At 65.5% G+C, this 2,113-nt stretch carries 2 protein-coding genes; one reads left to right on the forward strand and one right to left on the reverse strand.

What is annotated here, in order from left to right; translation table 11 throughout:
* Positions 1 to 217: 217 nt before the first annotated feature.
* Positions 218 to 409, reverse strand: a complete 192-nt coding sequence (locus FN821_RS15095) for an ATP-binding protein (protein WP_425326755.1) — start codon at positions 407 to 409, stop codon at positions 218 to 220.
* A 205-nt stretch (positions 410 to 614) separates the two neighbouring features.
* On the opposite strand from FN821_RS15095, the gene FN821_RS14020 reads away from it, so the two are divergent.
* Positions 615 to 2,018, forward strand: a complete 1,404-nt coding sequence (locus FN821_RS14020) for an IS1634 family transposase (protein ID WP_206662137.1) — start codon at positions 615 to 617, stop codon at positions 2,016 to 2,018.
* Positions 2,019 to 2,113: the final 95 nt, after the last annotated feature.

A 2,113-nucleotide genomic window follows, 5' to 3' on the forward strand; every position in this document is an offset into this window, starting at 1 on the left:
TGCACGACGCCCACCAGCGTCGTCTTGCTCACCACCGCCAACGGCGGAACAATCAGATCCACAACCACCGTCCAGACCCGCCAGGGGTGGACTGAGTATTTGGACCTCTCGGGACCACTGAGTATTGGGTTTCAGAGCCGGTCGATATCGTGTTTCGGGGCCATTGGGTAGTGCCGGTGAGCGCCGGGCTGTGGCGTGCGGCGCTCACCGGCGTGGGTCAGGCCTTGGTGGCGGTGTGTTCGCGCATGTTGGTGTTGCCGGTTTCGATCCAGATGGTGTTGTGGACGATGCGGTCCATGATCGCGTCGGCGTGGACTCCGCCGCCGAGGCGTTGGTGCCAGTCCTTCTTCCCGAGTTCCGCAGTTGGTGGGCATTCGGAAGGGCCTGAGCGGGCGTTGATGCTTGTCAGCGCGTTTCGGTGCTCCCGGAACGGCTGAAAACGGTGGTCACACGAATTGTCGTGTCGGGCTTGTGTTCACCGCGGGGGACGCGGTGGAGTGGTGGGCATGTACTTGCGGACCACGCAACGACGGAACAAGGACGGTTCGGTCGTCCGGTACGTGCAGGTGGCACACAACCGAAAGGTTGATGGTGTCACCCACGCCGAAGTCCTGTTGAACCTGGGCCGCGAAGACACCCTGGACCGCGACGGCCTGACCCGACTGGTGGCCTCGATCAACCGGTACCTGGGGGAACCGGCCCCCGCGGCGTTGCCCGCCGACGCCGCCCACCTGGTCGGCGACCACCTCCGCGTAACCGAGTCGCGGCCGATGGGCACGGTGCACCTGCTGGACGGATTGTGGCGGATGCTCGGCGTCGACGACGCCCTGCGCAAGGCACTCGGCCCACGCAGGTTCACCACCGATGTGGAACGCGTGTTGTTCGCCCTGGTGGCGAACCGGTGTGTGGATCCGATGTCGAAACTGTCCGCGGCGGAGTGGGCCACCTGCGATGCGGCGATCCCCGGTCTGGCCTCGATGGATGACGATCAGGCGTATCGGGCGATGGACGTCCTGATCGAGGCGGACGCCCAAGCCAAGGTGCAGGAGGCGGTGTTCTTCGCGGTGGCGAACCTGCTCAACCTTGAAGTCGACGTGCTCCTGTTCGACACCACCAGCACCTACTTCGAACGCGACACCGAGGAGACCGGTGACGCCGCGTTCCGGCTGTACGGCCATTCCAAAGACCACCGCAAGGACCTGCCGCAGATCGTGATCGGTCTCGCGGTCACGAAGGAAGGCATCCCGGTGCGGTGTTGGTGCTGGCCCGGGAACACCACCGACGTCACCGTCCTACCCCAGGTGAAGGACAGCATGCGGGACTGGCGGTTGGGTCGGGTGGTGACCGTCGTCGACCGCGGTTTCTCCTCCGAAGACAACCTGGCCTACCTCCGCCGGGCGGGTGGGCATTACATCGCCGGGGAACGGATGCGGAACGGCAGCCCCCTGGTCGAGGCCGCTTTGTCGCGGCAAGGGCGCTACTCCCAGGTGCGGGACAACCTGCGCGTGAAGGAAGTGAGACTCGACGCGGCACCGGACCGCCGGTGGGTGATCTGCCACAACCCGGCCGAAGCCGAACGCGACAAGACCCAACGCGACACCGCCCTTGAGCACATCCGAGTCGAGTTGGAGCGGATCAAGGCACTCCGCGACCGCGCCACCAAGACTTCGACGAAGCCCGCCGTCATGACCCCTGCGGAGCGGGCCAGGAAGACCACGGCCACGGCGAGCGGTAAGCCTGTGGAGCCGGCGCATGTGAAGGCCGAGTGCGCCCTACGGGACCATCCCGCCTACGGCCGCTGGGTGAAGCAACAACCCTCGGGTCGGTTGGTCATCGACCGGGCGAAGGTGACCGCGGAGGAACGCCTCGACGGCAAGTACCTGCTGTCGACCTCCGACCCCGACCTGTCCGCCGAAGACATCGCCCTGGGCTACAAGAACCTGTTGGAGGCCGAACGCGGGTTCCGTGACCTGAAGTCTGACCTGTTTCAGCTCAAATGTCGCATTTCGCGGCTTTGATCAGTCCACCCCTGGCGGGTCTGGACGGTGGTTGTGGATCTGATTGTTCCGCCGTTGGCGGTGGTGAGCAAGACGACGCTGGTGGGCGTCGTGCA

Origin of the sequence: Propioniciclava tarda (assembly GCF_900182665.1) — a bacterium.
Classification (GTDB): domain Bacteria; phylum Actinomycetota; class Actinomycetes; order Propionibacteriales; family Propionibacteriaceae; genus Propioniciclava; species Propioniciclava tarda.